This window comes from Ramlibacter agri (genome assembly GCF_012927085.1).
GTDB classification, from domain to species: domain Bacteria; phylum Pseudomonadota; class Gammaproteobacteria; order Burkholderiales; family Burkholderiaceae_C; genus Ramlibacter; species Ramlibacter agri.
The window spans coordinates 2,186,450-2,203,864 of record NZ_JABBFX010000001.1 but is presented as its reverse complement, the minus strand read 5'-3'; the positions used below and the strand labels follow the sequence as shown (position 1 = coordinate 2,203,864).

Annotated in this window: 14 protein-coding genes; 10 read left to right on the top strand and 4 right to left on the bottom strand. The window is 70.1% G+C overall.

The genetic code is table 11. The annotated features are described in order from the left end of the window. Positions 1-7: 7 nt before the first annotated feature. Genes kdpB through HHL11_RS34815 form a run of 3 tightly spaced genes read right to left on the bottom strand, consistent with a single transcriptional unit; the run spans position 8 to position 3,928 of the window. A complete protein-coding gene (gene kdpB / locus HHL11_RS10715) occupies positions 8-2,137 on the bottom strand; it encodes a potassium-transporting ATPase subunit KdpB (protein WP_169418368.1) in 2,130 nt (709 codons plus the stop codon). Beyond that, on the bottom strand, positions 2,134-3,828 hold the full coding sequence (gene kdpA / locus HHL11_RS10710) for a potassium-transporting ATPase subunit KdpA (protein ID WP_169418367.1): 1,695 nt from the start codon (positions 3,826-3,828) through the stop codon (positions 2,134-2,136). Before kdpA ends, kdpB begins: the two co-directional genes overlap by 4 nt. 1 nt (position 3,829) lies before the next feature. Then, positions 3,830-3,928, bottom strand: coding sequence for a potassium-transporting ATPase subunit F (locus HHL11_RS34815; protein ID WP_342593199.1), 99 nt, complete (start codon positions 3,926-3,928; stop codon positions 3,830-3,832). 285 nt (positions 3,929-4,213) lie between these two features. On the opposite strand from HHL11_RS34815, the gene HHL11_RS10700 reads away from it, so the two are divergent. The 4 genes from HHL11_RS10700 to HHL11_RS10685 are packed head-to-tail and all read left to right on the top strand — an operon-like array spanning position 4,214 to position 10,279. Then, positions 4,214-6,115 (top strand): potassium transporter Kup, encoded by a 1,902-nt coding sequence (locus HHL11_RS10700; RefSeq protein WP_169418365.1) that lies wholly within the window; start codon positions 4,214-4,216, stop codon positions 6,113-6,115. After that, a complete protein-coding gene (locus HHL11_RS10695) occupies positions 6,112-7,929 on the top strand; it encodes an FAD-binding protein (protein ID WP_169418364.1) in 1,818 nt (605 codons plus the stop codon). The genes HHL11_RS10700 and HHL11_RS10695 overlap by 4 nt, the downstream gene beginning before the upstream one ends. A 32-nt stretch (positions 7,930-7,961) precedes the next feature. After that, on the top strand, positions 7,962-9,293 hold the full coding sequence (locus tag HHL11_RS10690) for a hypothetical protein (protein ID WP_169418363.1): 1,332 nt from the start codon (positions 7,962-7,964) through the stop codon (positions 9,291-9,293). 5 nt (positions 9,294-9,298) lie between these two features. Further along, positions 9,299-10,279 carry an LLM class flavin-dependent oxidoreductase gene (locus HHL11_RS10685; protein ID WP_169418362.1) on the top strand — a complete coding sequence of 327 codons (981 nt, stop codon included), beginning with the start codon at positions 9,299-9,301 and terminating at the stop codon, positions 10,277-10,279. A gap of 139 nt (positions 10,280-10,418) precedes the next feature. On the opposite strand, the gene HHL11_RS10680 is transcribed toward HHL11_RS10685, so the two are convergent. After that, entirely contained in the window at positions 10,419-10,625 is a 207-nt protein-coding gene (locus HHL11_RS10680; RefSeq protein WP_169418361.1) for a dodecin, read from the bottom strand. Positions 10,626-10,759: 134 nt separating this feature from the next. On the opposite strand from HHL11_RS10680, the gene HHL11_RS10675 reads away from it, so the two are divergent. From HHL11_RS10675 to HHL11_RS10650, 6 genes are read left to right on the top strand one after another with little or no spacing between them, the layout of a single operon-like run. Next, a complete protein-coding gene (locus HHL11_RS10675; protein ID WP_169418360.1) occupies positions 10,760-11,062 on the top strand; it encodes a hypothetical protein in 303 nt (100 codons plus the stop codon). A gap of 38 nt (positions 11,063-11,100) precedes the next feature. Next, entirely contained in the window at positions 11,101-13,824 is a 2,724-nt protein-coding gene (locus HHL11_RS10670) for a papain-like cysteine protease family protein (RefSeq protein WP_169418359.1), read from the top strand. A gap of 14 nt (positions 13,825-13,838) precedes the next feature. Continuing rightward, a complete protein-coding gene (locus HHL11_RS10665) occupies positions 13,839-14,897 on the top strand; it encodes a hypothetical protein (RefSeq protein WP_169418358.1) in 1,059 nt (352 codons plus the stop codon). Beyond that, entirely contained in the window at positions 14,897-15,151 is a 255-nt protein-coding gene (locus HHL11_RS10660) for a hypothetical protein (protein WP_169418357.1), read from the top strand. The genes HHL11_RS10665 and HHL11_RS10660 overlap by 1 nt, the downstream gene beginning before the upstream one ends. Then, positions 15,148-15,969, top strand: coding sequence for a hypothetical protein (locus HHL11_RS10655; RefSeq protein ID WP_169418356.1), 822 nt, complete (start codon positions 15,148-15,150; stop codon positions 15,967-15,969). The genes HHL11_RS10660 and HHL11_RS10655 overlap by 4 nt, the downstream gene beginning before the upstream one ends. Beyond that, positions 15,966-17,402, top strand: coding sequence for a S8 family peptidase (locus tag HHL11_RS10650; RefSeq protein WP_169418355.1), 1,437 nt, complete (start codon positions 15,966-15,968; stop codon positions 17,400-17,402). Before HHL11_RS10655 ends, HHL11_RS10650 begins: the two co-directional genes overlap by 4 nt. Positions 17,403-17,415 lie beyond the last annotated feature (13 nt).

Genomic DNA, 17,415 nt, shown 5'->3' with positions numbered 1-17,415 from the left:
CTCTCTTTCAGGCGAGGCCGAAGGCCGCGAGGATCATGTCGATCAACTTGATGCCCACGAAGGGCACGACGAGGCCGCCCAGGCCGTAGATGGCGAGGTTGCGGCGCAGCAGCGCCGCCGCGCCCACCGGCCGGTAGCGCACGCCCTGCAGCGCCAGCGGGATCAGGAACACGATGACCAGCGCGTTGAAGATCACCGCCGACAGGATGGCGGACTGCGGGCTGGCGAGGCGCATCACGTTCAGCGCCTGCAGCTGCGGGTAGGTGGTGACGAAGATCGCCGGCAGGATGGCGAAGTACTTGGCCACGTCGTTGGCGATGGAGAAGGTGGTCAGCGAGCCGCGCGTCATCAGCAGCGCCTTGCCGGTCTCCACCACTTCCAGCAGCTTGGTGGGGTCCGAGTCCAGGTCCACCATGTTGCCGGCCTCCTTGGCCGCCTGCGTGCCGCTGTTCATGACCACCGCGACGTCCGCCTGTGCCAGCGCCGGCGCGTCGTTGGTGCCGTCGCCGGTCATGGCCACGAGGCGGCCTTCGGCCTGGTACTCGCGAATCAGCTTCAGCTTGCCTTCCGGCGCAACCTGGGCGACGAAATCGTCGACGCCAGCCTCGGCCGCGATCGCCGCGGCCGTGAGCTTGTTGTCGCCGGTGATCATCACCGTGCGGATGCCCATGCGGCGCAGCTCGGTGAAGCGCTCGCGGATGCCGGTCTTGACGATGTCCTTCAGCTCGATCACGCCCCTCACCGTGTCGCCCTCGGCCACCACCAGCGGCGTGCTGCCACGGCGTGCGACTTCGTCGGATGTGCGCAGCACGTCGGCGGGAACGGCTCCGCCCAGCATCTGCACGTAGGCGCGCACCGCGTCGGCTGCGCCCTTGCGCAGGGCCTGGACGCGCTCGGCCACCACAGCGGCGCCGCCCGTTGCCTCCAGCTCCGGCAGCGGGATGTCCACGCCGCTCATGCGGTGCTCCGCGCTGAAGGGGATCAGCCGCGCGCCGTCGATGGGACGGTCGTCCACGCGCAGGCGCCGCGCCAGGTCGACGATGGAGCGGCCTTCGGGCGTCTCGTCGGCCAGCGAGGCGAGCAGCGCCGTGCGGGCCAGCTGCTCCTGCGTCACGCCCGGCGCCGGGTAGAAGGCCGAGGCCTGGCGATTGCCGTGCGTGATGGTGCCGGTCTTGTCCAGCAACATCACGTCGACGTCACCGGCTGCTTCGACCGCACGGCCCGAGGTGGCGATCACGTTGGCGCCCATCATGCGGCTCATGCCGGCCACGCCGATGGCCGACAGCAGGCCGCCGATGGTGGTGGGGATCAGGCACACCAGCAGCGAGACCAGCGCGGTGATGGTGACCACCTGGCCGGCGCCGCTGGCCTCCACGCTGAAGATCGAGTACGGCAGCAAGGTCGCCGTGACCACCAGAAACACGATGGTCAGCGCGATCAGCAGGATATGCAGCGCGATCTCGTTGGGCGTCTTCTGCCGGCGCGCGCTTTCGACCATGCCTATCATGCGGTCGAGGAAGGACTCGCCCGGGTTCACGGTAATGCGCACCACCAGCCAGTCGGACAGCACGCGGGTGCCGCCGGTCACCGAGCTGAAGTCGCCGCCGGCTTCGCGCACCACCGGCGCGGATTCGCCGGTGATGGCGCTCTCGTCGACGGCCGCCACGCCTTCGATCACCTCGCCGTCCAGCGGGACGATGTCTTCGGGTTCGACCAGCACCACGTCGTCCTTCGCCAGTTCCTCGCCGCGGCGCGGCAGCCAGGCGGCGCCGTGCCAGCGGCCGTCCGCGCCCGCGGCGTCGTAGCGCTTGGCCCAGACGCTCTTCTTCATGCCGCGCAGCGAAGCTGCCTGCGCCTTGCTGCGGCCCTCGGCCAGGGCCTCGGCGAAATTGGCGAACAGCACGGTGAACCACAGCCACAGGGCGATGGCGAAGATGAAGCCGGCGTTCGTCTCGCCGCCGCCCCGCAGCGCGTCGACCCACAGCAGGGTGCAGACGATGCTGCCGATGTAGACGACGAACATCACCGGGTTGTGGACCTGGACCCGCGGGTTCAGCTTGGCGAAGGCGCCCGCCAGCGCCGGCTTGACCAGGGCGGGGTCGAACAGCCGCAGCTGCGGCCTGGGATGCTTGCTCATTGCGCGCTCCAAAGCATGAAGTGCTCCACCGCCGGGCCGAGGGCCAGGGCGGGCACGTAATTCAGCAGGCCAACCAGCAGCACGGTGCCTATGACCAGCAGGACGAACAGCGGGCCGTGCGTGGGCAGGGTGCCCGCCGTCACGGGCACGCGCTTCTTGGCCGCCAGCGCGCCGGCGATGCCCAGCACCGGCACGATCACGCCGAAGCGGCCCAGCCAGACCGCCAGGCCCAGCATCGTGTTGTAGAAGGGCGTGTTGGCCGACAGGCCGGCAAAGGCGCTGCCGTTGTTGTTGGCCGCCGAGGTGAAGGCGTAGAGGATCTCGGTGAAGCCGTGCGCGCCCGGGTTCGCGACGCCCGCCTTGCCCGCACCTGCCACGACCGCGATGGCGGTCCCCACCAGCACCACGATGGGCGTGACGAGGATGGCGACCGAGGTCAGCTTCATTTCGTAGGCCTCGATCTTCTTGCCCAGGTACTCGGGCGTGCGGCCGATCATCAGGCCGGCGATGAAGACGGCGAGGATGGCGAAGATCAGCATGCCGTACAGGCCCGAGCCCACGCCGCCGAACACCACTTCGCCCAGCTGCATCAGCACCAGCGGCACCATGCCGCCGAGCGGCGTGAAGGAGTCGTGCATGCCGTTGACGGCGCCGCAGGAAGCGGCTGTGGTGACCGCGGCGAACAGACCGGAAGCCGGGATGCCGAAGCGCGCCTCCTTGCCCTCCATGTTGCCGCCGCTCATGTCGACGCCCAGCGCGGCAAGGTGCGGGTTGCCGGCCTGTTCCGCCGGCATCACCACCACCACCAGCGCAACGAACAGGATCGCCATCGCGGCGAACACGGCCCAGCCCTGGCGGATGTCGCCCACGCCGCGGCCGAAGGTGAAGCACAGGCCCGCCGGGATGGCGAAGATGGCCAGCATCTGCACCAGGTTGGTCCAGGCGTTCGGGTTCTCGAAAGGATGCGCGGAGTTGGCGTTGAAGAAGCCGCCGCCATTGGTGCCGAGCATCTTGATCGCTTCCTGCGAAGCGACCGGGCCCATGGGCAGCGTCTGCGTGGCGCCGGCCAGTGAGTGCACTTCCTGGTAGGCCGAGAAGTTCTGGATGGATCCCTGCGACACGTGGAACAGCGCGACCACTATGGACAGCGGCAGCAGCAGCCAAAGCGTAGAGCGCACCAGGTCGGCCCAGAAGTTGCCGACGCCCGAGGCCGAGCGCTGCGCGAAGCCGCGGATCAGCGCGAAGGCGACGGCGATGCCCGTGGCCGCGGAAAGGAAGTTCTGCGCGGCCAGCGCCAGCATCTGCACCAGGTAGCCCATGGTGGACTCGCCGCCATAGCCCTGCCAGTTGGTGTTGGTGACGAAGCTGAGCGCCGTGTTGAACGAGGAGTCGGGCGACACCGCGGCCAGGCCGGCCGGATTCAGCGGCAGCCACAGCTGCAGGCGCTGCAACGCGTAGACAACGAGAGCGCCCAGCGCATTGAAGGCCAGCAGTGCATAGGCGTAGTGGGTCCAGCGCATGGAACGCTGCGGGTCGGTGCCGGCCAGCCGGTACAGCGGGGCCTCGACGCGTTGCATCCAGCGCGGCAGCCGGCCTTCAAGCAAGGCGGCCATCCAGCGGCCCAGCGGCCAGCCGGCGGCCAGCACGAGGGCGAGAAACAGGGCCAGCAGGCCCCAGGCGGAAGCGCCCATGTCAGAACTCCTCGGCGTTGATCAACGCGTAGACGAGATAGGCGAGCAGCAGCAGGGCACAGAAGCCCGCCGCGCCGTAGATGACGGCCGGCGCGATCACGGCCGGCTCCTTTGCGGCGGCTCCAGCCGCTCCAGGCCGCGCACCAGCAGCGCGGCCAGCAACCAGAGCACGAAGCCCAAGCCGATGAAGACGAAGTCCATAGCAAACCTCCATTCCTTGGACTGCGGCTAGTCTTCCAGCCGGCGTGAAAAAACGGGATCAAGAAGCCGGGCCGCCGTATCAACAAGCCGTAAAGGCCGCCATAAAAAATCCGTAAAAGCTGGCGCGCGCCGGTGGCGCCGCGGCTGCGCCGCCGCAGAATCGGGCGGGTTGCGGAATTCCCCGATGAAATCGATCACCGTCCCCGCCGGCGAACCGGCGCATCCCGCGAAGGCCGCGCTCGCCCTCACCGCGCTTGGCGTGGTCTACGGCGACATCGGCACCTCGCCGCTGTACGCTTTCCGCGAGTGCCTGAACCCGGAGCACGGCGTTCCGCTCACGCCCGACTCGGTGCTGGGCATCCTGTCGCTGGTGTTCTGGGCGCTGACCCTGATCGTGACGGTCAAGTACGTCGTGTTCGTGCTGCGCGCGGACCACGACGGCGAGGGCGGCATCATGGCCTTGCAGGCGCTGGCGCGGCATGCCGTGCTGCAAAGCGACAACCGGCCCTGGGTGCTGGCGCTGGTGGCCTGGCTGGGCCTCACGGGCACGGCCATGTTCTACGGGGACAGCATCATCACGCCGGCGATCTCGGTGCTGTCGGCGGTGGAAGGCCTCAACGTCGCCACGCCGGTCTTCGACGCCTACGTCATCCCGTTCACGCTGGTGATCCTGGTGGCGCTGTTCCTGGTGCAGAAGTTCGGCACCGGCGCCGTCGGCCGCGTGTTCGGGCCGGTGATGCTGCTGTGGTTCATCGTGCTCGGGGTGCTGGGGCTGCGGCAGGTCGCGGCCGATCCGTCCGTGCTGCAGGCGCTGAACCCGTGGTGGGCCGTGCACTTCCTCGTGACGCACCAGGCGCAGTCGCTGGCCGTGATGGGCTCGGTCTTCCTGGCCGTCACCGGCGGCGAAGCGCTCTATGCCGACATGGGCCACTTCGGCGCGCGCGCCATCCGCCAGGCCTGGTTCTGCGTGGCTCTGCCGGCGCTGGTGCTGTGCTACTTCGGCCAGGGCGCGCTGGTGCTGCATGACCCGGCCGCCATCGACAACCCCTTCTTCCGGCTGGCGCCGGCCTGGGGCGTGGTGCCGCTGGTGGTGCTGGCCTCGCTGGCCACCGTCATCGCTTCGCAGGCCGTGATCTCCGGCGCCTATTCGCTGACGGCGCAGGCCATGCGCATGGGCTACCTGCCGCGGCTGCGCATCGTGCAGACTTCGGGCACCGCCATGGGCCAGGTCTACCTGCCGGCCGTCAACTGGCTGCTGATGCTGGGCGTGCTGGCGCTGGTGATCGGGTTCAGGAGCTCCAGCGCGCTGGGCGCCGCCTACGGCATCGCGGTGTCGGTGACCATGGTGACCACCACGATGCTGGCGGCGCTGGTGGCGCGCCGGCTGTGGGGCTGGAACCGGCTGGCGGTGGCCATCGGCTCCGTCTTCTTCCTGGCCATCGACCTGCTCTTCACCTTTGCCAACAGCCTGAAGATCGCCGATGGCGGCTGGCTGCCGCTGCTGGTGGCCGCGCTGGTGATGGGCCTCTTCACCACCTGGTCGCGCGGTCGCGGGCTGGTGCACGAGCTCGCGCAGGCCGACCGCGTGGACCTGGCGCCGTTCGTGCACTCGCTGCTGCAGGACCCGCCGCACCGCGTGCGCGGCACCGCGGTGTTCCTCACCTCCGAGCCGGACTCGGTGCCGCATGCGCTGCTGCACAACCTGAAACACAACCAGGTGCTGCACCAGCGCATCGTCATCCTGAAGGTGCAGCCCACCGACGTGCCGCGCGTTCCGCCGGGACAGCGGCTGCAGGTGACGGAGCTGGGCGACGGCTTCTGGCAGGTGGTGGCGCGCCACGGCTTCATGGAGGTGCCGGACGTGCCGGAATTCATGAAGCTTCTGTCCTACCAGCGCGGCATCCCGCTCGAGGCGATGAGCACTTCCTACTTCACTTCGCGCGAGACGGTGGCCACCGGGCACCTGAAGGCGATGTCGCGTCCGCGGCAGGCGGTGTTCGCGTGGCTGCATCGCAATTCGAGCCGGTCGTCGGATTACTTTTGCCTGCCGGAGAATCGGGTGGTGGAATTCGGCCGCCGCCCGTGAAACCAGACCAACACACCCTCCCTCGCCGCCGCCTGCTGCAACTCGCCGCCGCCGCGCCTTTTCTCCAAGCCCTGCCCGCGCCGGCGCAACCCGCCTTCGCGCGCGTGCGCCCCGGCGCGCCCGGCTGGCCCGCCGAAGCCGAGTGGAAAGCGCTCGGGGAGCAAGTGCACGGCACGTTGATCAAGGTGCAGTCGCCTTGGCCGGCGTGCCGCGCGACACCCACCGCTGCCGCCTGCCAGCAGTTGTTCCAGTCCGCGAAGAACCCCTGGTTCCTCGGCGACGAAGTGGCGATGACGCAGACGCTCGGCTGGATCGACGCCTGGACCTCGTCGCCCAGCGTCTACGCGGTCGCGGCGCGCAATGCGCAGGACGTCGCGGCCGCCGTCAACTTCGCGCGCCAGCATCGTTTGCGCCTCGTCGTCAAAGGCGGCGGCCACAGCTACCAGGGCACGTCCAACGCGCCGGATTCGCTGCTGGTGTGGACGCGCAAGATGAACGCCATCACCATGCACGACGCCTTCGTCGCGGCCGGCTGCAGCGGCACGGCGCCGGTGCGCGCGGTGAGCATCGGCGCGGGGGCCGTCTGGGCGCAGGCCTACGACGCCGTCACGACGCGCGCCGGCGGCTACGTGCAGGGCGGCGGCTGCATGACGGTGGGCGTGGCAGGCTTGATCCAGAGCGGCGGCTTCGGCAGCTTCTCCAAGGCCTTCGGCCTGGCCGCGGCCAGCCTGCTGGAAGCCGAGGTCGTCACCGCCGACGGCCAGGTGCGCATCGCCAATGCCTGCCAGAACGCGGACCTGTTCTGGGGCCTGAAGGGCGGCGGTGGCGGCAGCCTGGGCGTGGTGACGCGCGTGACCTTGCGCGTGCACCCGCTGCCGGAGAACTTCGGCGCGGTCAACTTCACCGTGCACGCGAAGTCGCCGGCGGCTTTCCGCCGGCTGGTGGGGCTGGCCATCGACCATTACGCCGACCGGCTGATGAACCCGCACTGGGGCGAGCAGATGCGTTTTCGCCCCGGCGACGAGCTCTCCGTCTCCATGGTGTTCCAGGGCCTGGGCTGGAGCGAGGCACGCGCCGTGTGGAAGCCCTTCTTCGACGCCATCGATGCGGCGTCGCAGGACTTCAGCATCGACTTCTCGCCGCTGAAGATCGTTTCCACCTCGGCCCGCGACTTCTTTGCGCCGACCTTGGTGAAGCGCACGCTTGGCTTCATCAAGCGCGACGACCGGCCGGGCGCGCCGGAGGGCAACGTGTTCTGGCCCGGCGACCAGGGCCAGGCCGGCCAGGTGCTGCACGCCTACCAGTCCACGTGGATGCCGGCTTCGCTGCTGCAGGCTGACCAGCGCGCGGCGCTGTGCGATGCGCTGTTCGCGGCCAGCCGCCACGCGGGCGTTTCGCTGCACTTCAACAAGGGCCTGGCCGGCGCGCCGCCGCAGGCGCTGGCCGCGGCACGCGACACCGCAATCAACCCGGCGGCGATAGCCGCATTCGCGCTCGCGATCAGCGGCGCCAACGAGCAGCCGGCCTACCCCGGCGTGGCCGGCCACGAACCGCATCCGGCGCAGGCGCGACAGTCCGCGCAAGCCGTCGCGCGCTGCCGCGATGCGCTGCGCAAGGTCGTACCGAACGCGGGCTCCTATGTCTCCGAGAGCGACTACTTCGAGCAGGACTGGCAGCACGCCTTCTGGGGGCCCAACTACGAGCGCTTGCGGGCGGTGAAGGCGAGGTACGACCCCGAGGGCCTGTTCTTCGTGCATCACGGCGTGGGCAGCGAAGCTTGGAGCGAGGACGGGTTCACGCGGCGCAGCGCTTGAAGGTGTCCGAGACGGCGCGTCATACTGGCGCCGTGCCTCCCAGCAACCAAGTCCTGCTCGCCGCACTGCAAGCAGCCCCGCGCCGCTTTCGCCTGCAACCGCTGCCTGCCGATGCAGCAAGCGCTCGTCAAGCGGGAACCGACGCTTCCCTCGCCTTCGCCATCGAATCCGCACGTCTTGGACGACAAGACACAGACGCGCAGCAAATCTTCGTCGACGCCCTCGCCGACCTGATCCGCGATGCCCTCGCGCCGGACAGCGGCGACCCCGCCTTCCAGGCCCTGGTGCTGCGCGGGCTGGAGCCCGAGGTCGAAGAGTTCGTGCAGCTCCAGCTGCAATTCGCCGCCGACCACCGCATGCTGCGCAGCGCCGTCGACGCCATCGCCCACCCCGGCAAGCTGCGCGGCCTGCCGCCCGGCCCGCTTACCGACGCGCTCGCGCAGCTGCATCGGCTGGCCGAAGGCGAAGCCTGGGCGCCGCTGCGGCACGCGGCCCACATCCTGCTCGACCTGCGGCTGGACCACGCCGTGCGCGGCGTGCTGGACCAGCTGGTCGCCGGCGACGTGCTCGCCCGCCTGGAACGCGGCGCCGAACTGCGCGCACAGCCGGCTGTGCAGCGCTACCTCGCGCTCTGGGAAAAGCGCGGCCCCATCGCCGGCACCGACGCCGCGCTGGCGCAAGGCCGCGCCTCAGCCCGCGCAGGCGACGCCGCCGAAGCCGCCGCCGTGCATGCGCTGCGCGCGGCAGCGGAGCTGCTGAATCGTGTCGCACCAGGCCACCGCGAAGTCAGCCGCCTGCACACGCCGCGCGGCTTTCCCGGCGCCGCCGAGAAGACCAAGGACGAATGGGATGCGGCCATCGTGCACGGTAGCGACATCCTGCTGCTGGCCGAGGTGAAGGCCGCGCCCGCCGCCGCCACGCCGGACTTCCCGCGCCTCGTCCGCGGCCTGCAGCGGCTTGCGCAAGCCGAGGCCGGCGCGACCTACTTCTTTCCCTCCGCAGCCGGCGACGTGGCGGTGCGCGGCGCCTCGCTGCAGCGACTGCAGCCGCACGACGCCACGCTGCCATCGCACGCCATCTATTGCTGCAGCGCGGCGCCGGACACCCAGCCGGCCTGGCTCAGCGCGGCCGCCAAATCCCTGCTCGCCTCCGAACCGGCGAGCCTGGAGTACGCTCGTTCCCTCGCACAAGGCGCGGCGCCCGCGGCGGACGGCTTGCTGCCCGTCTGGCAGGCCCTGCCCGGTGCGCCCCGGCTGCGCGGCGCCCTGCTGCAGTACGAGACCTCGCGCGCGGTGCGCGAGGCCATGCTGCACCCGGACGACCTGCTCGCCGCCCTTGCCGACACCCTGGCCAACCCCAAGTAACAACCATGATCCCGCTTTCCGTCCTCGACCTCGCGCCCATCGTGGAAGGGGGCGACGCCGCCCTGTCCTTCCAGCATTCCCTGTCGCTGGCCCAGCACACCGAAAAGTGGGGCTTCCATCGCTACTGGCTGGCGGAGCACCACGGCATGCCTGGCATCGCCAGCGCGGCCACCGCCGTGCTGATCGCGCACGTGGCCCAAGGGACGAGCAAGATCCGGGTCGGCGCCGGCGGCATCATGCTGCCCAACCATGCGCCGCTGGTGATCGCCGAGCAGTTCGGCACGCTGGCCTCGCTGTTTCCCGGCCGCGTCGAGCTGGGGCTGGGCCGCGCACCGGGGTCCGATCCGGTGACGGCGCGCGCCTTGCGGCGCAACCTGATGTCCGACCCGGACGCGTTCCCGCGCGATGTCGTCGAACTGATGGACTTCTTCTCGGACGAGCCGCAACAGTCCGTCCTGGCCGTGCCGGGCAAGGGGCTGAAGGTGCCGCTGTGGATCCTGGGCTCCAGCCTGTTCGGCGCGCAGCTGGCGGCGATGCTGGGGCTGCCCTATGCCTTCGCGTCGCATTTCGCGCCAGGGCAGATGATGGATGCGATCGCGCTGTATCGCGCAACCTTCAAGCCTTCGGCGCAGCTGGCCAAGCCTTATGTGATGCTGGGCTTCAACGTGTTCGCGGCGGACAGCGACGAGCAGGCGCAACTGCTCGCCACTTCGGCGCAGCAGGCCTTCGTCAACCTGCGCACCGGCCGCCCCAGCAAGCTGCCGCGGCCGGTGCCCGGCTACCGCGAGCAGCTGCCGCCGCAATACAAGGCGTTGCTCGACGACGTGCTGGCCTGCAGCGCCATCGGCTCGGGCGACACCGTGCGCAAGCAGTTGCACGACTTCGTCGCCCGCACCCAGGCCGACGAACTGATGATCACATCCAACATCCACGACCACGCCGCGCGGCTGCGTTCGTACGAGATCACCGCTTCGTGCCTCGCCTGAAGCCGGGGAAAGGACTTCCGGACGCAAAAGACGCAAAGGTTCCGCAAAGGACGCAAAAGAACATCAAAGGATTTTTTTGCGTCCTTTGCGCTCTTTTGCGACTTTTGCGTCCGGAAGTCCGGAAGTCCGGCTGTTCCCTTCACTCCAGCGTGAAACCCACCTTCACGGTGACCTGCCAATAGGCCACCTTGCCGTCCTTGATGTGGCCGCGGGTCTCGCAGACTTCGAACCACTGCATGTTGCGCACTGTCTCCGCCGCCTTCGCGATGGCAGTGGACACGGCGTCCTCGATGCCGCTGCTGGATGAACCGGTGAGCTCGAGCGTCTTGTAGACGTGATTGGACATGGACGGCCTCCTGTCGAGGCCGCCAGTATGCGCCGCATCTCGGTGATGCGCGCGTGATGTGCGCGTGACCGCGCGGTGACCGGCCGCCGGGACACTGGCTCCACCCAGGACACCCCAGCCGCCGGAATGAGGCCATGCCTTTGTTCGAAGACCGCAGCGCCGCCTTCATCGTGCGCGTCTGGTGCGAAAGCGGCGGCGAGGTGCCGGGTGCGGTGCGGGCCTGGCGCGGGTCGATCGAGCACGTGGCCAGCGGCGAACGGAGTTTCTTTACGGAGCTGGATGCCGTGATTGCCTTCATGAAACCCCATCTGGTGCGGCTGGGCATCGACGAGCCCACCCGCTTCTGGGAGCGCGTCGACGAGCTCGACGCCCCGCTCAACTCCGCATCCGCCGCTCCCGCCGCGCGGGCGCGCAAGCCGCAGCGGCCCGGCCGCTGACGCCCCCCCACCCGCAGCGCGAACACCAGGAGAGCGCCATGCCCCGCATCCAAGCCAACCGCGACAGCATCGACGACCGTTTCAGCGTGCTCGGCTTCACCGTGCGCACCGAAAGCCCCTTGTTCGAGGTGGCCGTCGCGACCGACCCCAACCTGTTCAAGGCCGAGAACAAGGGCCGCCGCGCCCACGCCAACTTCTATTCGAGCCGCGCCAACGGCGTCATCCGCGCCCGCCGCGGCGAAGCCGTCTACCTGGTGCCGCCGGACGTGCTGGGCAACTTCGTCGGCCAGCCGCGCCTGTACTTCGGCCTGGCCACGTACAAGGAAACCACGCGCGGCTCGCCGGACTTCGTGCAGTCGCCCAGCGACAGCTCGATGTACGTCAGCATCCGCCAGCTCACCGAGCGCGGGCTGCGCCGCTCCATCGCGCCGCAGGCGGGCTCGTCCTACGGCCATGCCAACGGCCGCGATCCCAGCCTGGAATGGGGCGGCGACAACGCAACCGCCAGCCCGGTGGCGCCACCTGCCGGCGCGCCCGCTCCTTCCACCAATGCAGCGCCGGCCGCGCCCGTGGCTGCCGCCGCGGCGTACGACGACGGCTTCGGCGCCTTCCCCGAGGAGCCGCCGCAGCAGGCGCCCGCGCGCTCCATGGACCTGCTGCTGCACGACTACAACGAGGGCCTGCTGGAGCAGCTGCGCTTCTTCGTCGAGAGCGCGCAGTGGTTTGCCGGCGTGCCCGACACGCACGGCTTCCCGCACTCCGCCATCTGCCAGGTGTTCGACCCGGCGCGCGGCCCGGAGGTCGAACAAGGCACGGCCTTCTTCATCGGCCGCAACTTGCTGCTGACGGCGGCCCACGTCGTCGACGGCAAGAACAGCCTCATCTTCGTGCCGGGCAAGAACGGCCAGGGTGTCGACACCACGCACGAACCCTTCGGCCGCTTCACCGTCGCCAGCGCCAACTGGAAGAAGCACGACCGCTACAACCCGGCCAGCCGCGACTTCGACTTCGCCATCATCAAGACCGTCACGGCCGCGCCCAACGGCCGCTGGTTCAACCTGCTGGAAGAACTGCGGCAGTCGCGGCCCGAAGGCGTGGTGGTCTGCGGCTACTCGGTGCGTTCGCGCCAGAGCGACGTGGTCAGCCGGCTCGTCAGCCGCACCATCGACACGCGCAAGCAGCACCTGCACGGCGGCTTCGTGCGCACCGTGGAGGACGAGACCTTCACCTACGACATCCAGACCCTGCCGGGCAACAGCGGCTCGCCGGTCTACTGGATCGAGAACACCAACCCGCCGCGCGCGCACATGGTGGGCGTGCACGTGGCGGGCGCCGACGACGTCACCAACAAGGGCTGCCGCATGACCGACGCCAAGATCGCGTGGATCCGCGCCCGCGCCACCGAGTGGGGCCAGGCCAGCGCGATGGAAGTGGAGGACGCGCAGGTCACGGGCCGGCTGGCCGTGCCGCTCGATCCGGACAGCACGGCGCAGTCCGCCGAAACCTTGGGCACGGCCTTCTCGGTGCACTGGGCCGACGTACCGATGTACGCGCAGACCAGCCAGATGTCGTGCTGGGCCGCCGCGGCGGCGATGATCGTCAGCTGGCGCGACCAGGTGTCCATCACCGACCAGTCCATCGCCGACAAGGTGCCGGTCTTCAACGCCTACAAGCGCGGCCTGTTCCCCTCCGAACGCCGCCCGCTGGCCGATGCCTGGAACCTGGTGCCCGAACCGCCGGCCTCGTACACCATCGAAGCCTGGTGCCGCATGGTGGCCAACAGCGGCCCGATCTACATCGACATGAACTGGTCGCCGGGTGCGGGGGGCCACGCGCGCGTGCTCGTTGGCATGACCAGCGGCGGCGCAGCCGACGGCTCCGACACCTTCATGTACATGCACGACCCGTGGCCGGGCACGCCGGGCCGCATCAAGCTGCCCTTCAGCCAGTTCCTGCAGCTGTACGAGGGACGCGTCGGCAACTCGGGCGGCAACCTGCAGTACCAGATCCTGCACGCCAACGGCGTGCCCGCGGGCCGCCGCAGCGTGACGGCCGCGCCCTTCGCGCTGAGCATGGCGGCCGACCTCGAGCCCGATGCCGACGACGATTCGCAACAACAAGGCGATGCGCCCAAGCTGGTGTCGGCGTACGCGCAGGCCGATGCCCCTGCCGGCCGCGACCCGCTGGGCCGCCAGCAGCCCGCGCCGCGCCCCGTGGTGCAGGTGCCCGAATCGATGGCGCAGCAGGCCGTGCCGGCGGCGATCCCCATCGTCAGCAGCATCGTCGGCGCGACGATGACCCGCGTGATGAACAACGAGGGCGACATCTCCTGGGAACTGGACCAGATGCGCGGCATGAAGCATCCGAACGACCAGGTCCCCAACCCGCAGGCGCCCTACCAGGACGGGCCGGTGATCCGCCTCACCGACTGGCCGAAGTTCGACGTGGGCTATGTCGACGAGATCAGCGCCGGGTTCGAGATCAGCTGGCAGTACAACGGCAAGTCGGTGGGCAACGTCGGCATCAGCAACATCGCCACCAACGACGCCGTCGGCTGGGGCCTGCACGTGAAGGCGCAGATCATGGACGACAACATCGTCTATCCGCGCAACAGCCCCACGTTCGCGGCCGTGCGCATCCGCCTCGACTACCGCTTCACCGCCGTCGTCGGCTCGGACCGCCTCGCCTACCGCATCGTCCACCTGTTCGGCAACGGCAGCTACAACCTGTCGGGCGACTGGACGCAGTTCACCTTCCTGTGAATTGAGGTCCTTCCGTGGACGCCCGTCCCGCCCTCCCGCCGCCGGCGCACATCGGTTTTGCCGATGACGACGCCGCGCCGGCGCAGGCGCTCGCCGGCCTGCCGGGCATGTTGCCCGGCCTGCCCGGCGCGGGACGCGGCGTGACGGGCAACACGCCGGCCGCTGCGCCTGCACCCGCCGCAGTTGCGCCGGCGGCGGCCGCGCCCAAGGCGCCCGCAACGGAAACACTGGCCGCGCGCACCGGCGCGCTGGTCAACGAGGTCGACTTTCCCGGCTTCGTCGCCCAGCTCGTGCACGGGACCTTCGATGCCATCGTGGATGCATCGATCCGGCAGATGGAGAGCTATGCGGACCTGCTGTCCGCCGTGTCGAAGACCGTCGAACAGTTCACAGAGGAGAACGTCAGCGCGGACCAGGCACGCGACTGGCTGGCGCAGCACTACCCGGCCGACGTCTCGCTGCAATTGCCGCGCGGCACCGACGAAGTGGCGGCCGGGCCGCAGGTGACGCCACGCGCCGAGGGCGCCAGCCCGGCCTGGCTGTCCGACTACGGGCTCGAAGGCCAGGAGCTCACCACCGAACTGCTGGAGCAGCAGGTGCTGCCGCAGGTGCGCCTGAAGGTGGGCGGCAATCGGCTGCAACTGCTGTCCACCATGGTCACGCTGGGCATCAACCGCGTGGCGGTGAAGGACGGCTCGGTCAGCGCCAAGGTGATGTTCCGCGCCGCCGCCAAGGAATCGAACACGGTGCAGTACGCGCAGAACCCCGGCGACAGCGGCAGCACGGGCGGCAGCAACTGGGGCACGCGCGGCAACAACGCCTATGCCGGCGTGCAGACCGTGGTGCAGACGGTGAACGTCAATGCGCAGAGCAGCACCGAGCTGCGGGCCGACCTGTTCGGCGAGGTCAAGCTGAATTTCGTTTCCGAGACCCTGCCGCTGGACAAGCTCGCGGATCCCGTGAAGCGCGGGTTGATCCAGCGGCATGCGGTCTTGGGCAGCACGCCGGCTGCCGCGCCCGCCGCGGCGTCCGCACCCGCCACGCCGGCCACGCCGCCCCAAGGAGCCCGCTGATGCTGCGCGAACTGCATGAAGTGATCGGCGAACTGCAGGAAAGCATTGCGCCGATGGCCGTTGCCGCCGGCGCCGGCATGCGGCTTTCGGGCCTGAGCCTCGACCTGCCGCTGGACATCGCCCTGGTGCTGCGCGCGGGCGGCTGCGTGCTGCTGGCCGACGTTCCGCGCAACCTGGCGGACGCCACGTGGACGATAGAACCGAACCGCCTGCAGCTCACGCTGGCTTGCGTGCCGGTGGAGGAAGCACCATGAGCGACGCCCAAGCCCTGCCGCCGCTGGTGCAGAACACCGGCGTGCCCTTCGACCTGTTGATCCAGGCGCTGACCGAGCAACTGGACAAGGCCCAGGCCAGCATGGCGCTGAAGGCGCGCGTGGGCAGGCTTCCCATGACCTTCGCGGTCAAGGACGTGTCGCTGGACCTGCGCGCCTTCGTGTCGATGGTGGACGACGACATCTACCTGCGCCCGGCCGGCCCGGGCGACGCCGGCGCCAGCAGCATCAAGCTGGCGCTGACGACGATCACGCGCTCGATGGTCGAAGAGAACGCCGTCAACTTCCAGGCCGAGGACCCGAAGTTCTCGCTGCGCGAAGCGCTGGGCGACCGCATCAACCCGGAAGACCAGCGCAGCCTGGAGCGCATCGGCGTGCGCTCGATCGGCCAGCTGAACGAACTGCGGCAGGCCGCCGGCGCCGACGTGGTCGCGCGCCTGGCCCGCATGCCGGTGAACCGGCTGCAGCAGGCCATGCTGGCGGCCAGCGCGCCGCGCGTGACGCGAGTGGAGCAGGACCCGGCGCCGGTGAAGACCGCGCCCGTCGCCACGCGCGCGCCGCTGCCGCAACCCACCCGCCTGCACATCGAAGCCCCGCTGCTGCGCCCCGGCAGGCTGCCGCTGATCCAGGCCGGCGGCACGCCGGTGCCGGTGGTCCAGGCGCAGGACCAGACCCTGGTGCTGCAGCCGCTCGCGCATCAACTGGGCACGGTCGCCGAAGTCGATTTCGGCGATGGCCAGGTCGCGGCGGTCAAGCTCACCGACGGCAGCGTCGGCGCGTGGAAGGAGGCAGCAACATGAACGCGAGACGCGTCCCGCGCCGCCTGCTGCTCACGCTGCACCTCGGCGAGGTACCCGAGCACCTGCCGGCCTGGGTGGCCACCACGCGCTACGGCGTGGCGCCGGCCGACCACATCGACGGCGGCATCGTCGACCGGTTGTTGAACGACCTGGGCGGCGCCTTCCGCTGCGCCCGCGTGCACAGCGCGCGCAAGCCGCGCACGACCGCCATTGCCGGCGCGCGTCGCTTCGACGATGTCGAACAGCTCAGTGGCGTTGCCCGCGTGCTGCGCGTCGAACTGCAGGACGACGCCGGGATCCACGACCTGGTCACGGCCTTGCGGCAGGTGCCGACCGTGGAAGGCGCGATGTGCGAGCACCTCAGCTACGCGCCGCTCGACTCCACCAGCTACCGCGCACTCGCGCAGGCGCAGTCCGGTCCCACCTTCGACCCGCAGGAAGCCTGGCGCCCGCACGAACTGATCCGCCTGCCGCAGGCCCTGGGCTACACGCAGGGCGATCCGGCCGTCATCATCGGGCTGGCCGACACCGGCGTCGCGCTGCAGCACCCCGGCCTGCCGCAAGCGGCGATGCGGCGCGGCTTCGACACCGTGGACCTCGACCCGTCCACCATGGGCGGCCTCACCCTGGTCGGCGACAGCCACAAGCACGACGAGGACCCGAGCGACGACGTCGGCCACGGCACCGCCTGCGCCGGCATCCTGCGCGCCGACGGCCTGGACCTGCCGCCCGGCGGCGCCGGCCAGTGCAGCCTGCTGCCGGTGCGCGTGCTGGCCGCGGCGCTCGCCGGCGAACGGCGCGTCGGCGTCGGCTCCATCGCCAACATCGACGCCGGCATGAAGCGGTTGATCGACCTCGGCGCCAAGGTCATCAACATGAGCTTCGGCACCGCCGAACACCAGCTGCCCGATGGCGGCGCGCCGCCGCACCTGGAAGTGGTGCGCTATGCGCTCGCCCGCGGCGTGATCCTGGTGGCGGCCAGCGGCAACTCGGGCCAGGCCGAACGCTATTTCCCGGCGGCGCACGAAGGCGTCATCGCCGTTGGCTCCGTCAACCTGCGCGGCGAACCCAGCCGCTTCTCCACCCGCGGCGAACACGTGGCCTTGTGCGCGCCCGGCGAAGGCATCTGGACCTGCGGCCTCACGGATGCGCCGGGCGGACTGCAGCGTGCCAACGGCACCAGCTTCGCGGCGCCCTTTGCCACCGCGGCCTGCGCCCTGCTCGCCGCCCGCGCCAATGCCCGCGCGCGGCCGCTCACCGGGACCGAAGCGCGCGCCCTGCTCGTGGACAGCTGCCGCCCGCACCTGCGCGCCGACACCACCGGCTGCGGCGCAGGCGTACTCGATGTGTGGTCCGCGCTGCGCGCGCTGGAAAACCGCATGGACGATGAAGACGACGACGCCGGCGACGGCGATCCGGGCACGGCCCCGTAGCGCCGGAGGAAGG